This is a genomic window from Mesorhizobium sp. M2A.F.Ca.ET.037.01.1.1 (genome assembly GCF_003998075.1).
Classification (GTDB): Bacteria; Pseudomonadota; Alphaproteobacteria; order Rhizobiales; family Rhizobiaceae; genus Mesorhizobium.
Genome location: NZ_RZSA01000978.1, coordinates 1 through 2,379, shown reverse-complemented (window position 1 = coordinate 2,379; position 2,379 = coordinate 1). Strand labels below are relative to the sequence as shown.

Sequence of the window (2,379 nt, the reverse complement as noted above, 5' to 3'; positions counted from 1 at the left end):
GCGCGGCATTGAGCTCGAGGCTCAATGCCGGAGCTGCGGCCGGAGCCGGCGCGGACTGGGCCCACGCCGGCGCCATCGCAAGCGACATCGCGAACGTCGAGGTCAGCAGACGAAACGATGTCATCAAGCGTTTCATGTCTCGCTCAGCCTCCGAAGCGCATGGTTGCCGCGAGCTTCAGCGTGACGCCGGGTTCGTAGAGGACCGCGGTGGTGCTGCCGTTGAGCGGGTTGGTGTATTTGACGTCGAACAGATTGTCGGCGCGGAAGTCGAGCTTGAGATTGTCCGTCGCCTGGTAGCTGGCGAAGGCATTGACCAGTGTGAAGTCCTTAGCCACCGGATTGCCCTTGGGCTTGCCGTTATACTGCACTTCGCCGCCGACGGTCAGCTTGTCCTCGAGGAAGCGCAAGCCGAGCTGCGCCGTCACCTGCGAGGAGGGGATGGTGGCGAGGTCGGCGCGCTCGCCCTCATAGGAGATGGTGTGGCCGTTGATGATGGAGGCCGACAGGCCGGCATAGCCCCAGCCGGCGTCGTAGACGCTTTCCAGCTCGAAGCCGTTGATCTTGGCCTTGGCGAAGTTCTGGTACTGGAAGCAGATCGGAATGCCCGGGCCGAACGGGCAGCCGCTGGTCGGGTCGAAGGGCGAGAGCGTCACGCCGTCGATGTAGTCGTCGACATTGTTGTTGAAATAGGCGGCCTTGAGCCGCAGCGCGTCGCCGCCCTCGATGATGTCGTTCTGCTTGTAGTTGACGCCGAACTCGACGGTCTTGCCGGTCTCGGGCTTCAGGTTCGGGTTGGGCAGGAACGGGAAGCTGACGCCGGCCGGATGGTTGCCGCTGATCAACGTCTCGGTCAGTGAGGGTGAGCGGTAACCTTCCGCATAGGTGCCGTAGAACTGCAGGCCTGCCAGGCCGGCGCTTTCGAAGGGCGAGACGCCGACGGTGATGCGCGGCGAAACCCTGTCGCCGGAGGTCTCGTTCGTATCGTCCTTCAGGCTGTAGTTGTCGTAGCGCAGGCCGCCAATGACCTCGAGCCATTCCCAGGTCAGCTTGTCCTGGATGTAGGCGCCGGAGACGTTGCGCTTGCCCGACGGTGTATAAAAACTGTCGCCGCCGGCGCTGCCGCCGGTATCGACATCGTCGCCAACCCAGTCGCCGCCATAGGTCAGCTCATGCGCGACGCTCGCCGTCTCGAAGCGCGAGGTGTTCCAGATGTCGATGCCGGTCGTGCCGACATCGAAGGTCGACAGCGAGCCGGGCGGCAGCACCACGGGCAGGCCGGTGGTCGGATCGAAGCGGTTCTGCGCGGTGAGCGTCGTCAGGTCGAGAACTGTCTTGTTGTAGGAAGCGTTGATGTGGAGGTCGAGCCAGCTCTTGGCATCGTCGGTGATGTTGTAGCGGGCGGTAAAGGTGTTCGACTTGAGGTCGACGTCGTTGGCGGGCACGCCGCCGCTGGTCTCGGTCCAGCCGTCCTTGGAGCCGACCCAGCCAAGCTTCAAGTCGCTGTTTTCGGTCGGGCGTATGGTGGTCTTGAGCAGGCCGCTCAGCACGTCGAAACCGGTGCCGGCAACGGTGTCGCCGCCGCCGTTCTTGTAGTCGCCATAGTCGCGATAGACGATGTTGCCGAGAACGTCCCAGTTGTCGTTGATCTTGTAGGCGCCGGTGGCGCTGGTGGTCCAGCCCTTGCCGTTGCTCTCATAGCGCCCGGTCAGCGAGCCGGCCCAGGTCTCTTCCGGCTTGAGGAAATCGGTGGCGTCCTTGGTGTCGAAGAAGACGACGCCGCCGATGGCGCCGGAGCCGTAGGTGTTGGCGACCGGGCCACGGATGACGTCGACCGACTTGATGAGCTCAGGATCGACATAGAAGGTCGACTGCGTGCCGTGGTCGGAGCGCTGGAAATCCTGCCTTGCGCCATCGACGATGACCGCGACGCGGCCGAAATCCTGCAGGCCGCGGATGTTGATGCTGGAGGAGACGCGGCGCGCGTCGGCCTGCACGGCGACGCCGGGCACGCCGAGCAGCATTTCGTTCGGCGTCGTCGCCATGCGGCGGTCGAGCTGTTCCTGGTCGACATGGCTGGCCGAGGCCAGCGACTGAATTGCCGTCTCGCTGGTGCGGCTGATGACGAGGATCTTGTCGAGCAAGGTTCCTTCGGCGGCGGCCTTCTCGTCAGCCTTCTTTTTCTGATCGGCCTGCTGGCTGGTCGCCGGCTGCGTGGCCTGTTGCGCTTTTGCCGCCGATACGCTGAGCGCGATCGCCGCCGCTCCGGCCATCAAGATGGCAATGCCGCTCGCCATCGATCGGAAGCTCGGACCCACGTTCTCGCCCGCCAGGCCCGTTCGTCCCCAAGTCACCAACCCCATGCCCCAACTCCAGATTTTC

The 2,379-nt window shown here is 64.2% G+C and carries 1 protein-coding gene; it reads right to left on the bottom strand.

Features of this window, described 5'->3' with window-relative positions:
• Positions 1-143: 143 nt before the first annotated feature.
• Entirely contained in the window at positions 144-2,294 is a 2,151-nt protein-coding gene (locus tag EOA27_RS32195) for a TonB-dependent hemoglobin/transferrin/lactoferrin family receptor (protein ID WP_189354456.1), read from the bottom strand.
• Between the last annotated feature and the right edge of the window lie 85 nt (positions 2,295-2,379).

Bases quoted from the DNA above. Each gene is read 5' to 3' on its own strand.
- EOA27_RS32195 (WP_189354456.1), bottom strand. From the start codon at position 2,294: ATGGCGAGCGGCATTGCCATCTTGATGGCCGGAGCGGCGGCGATCGCG.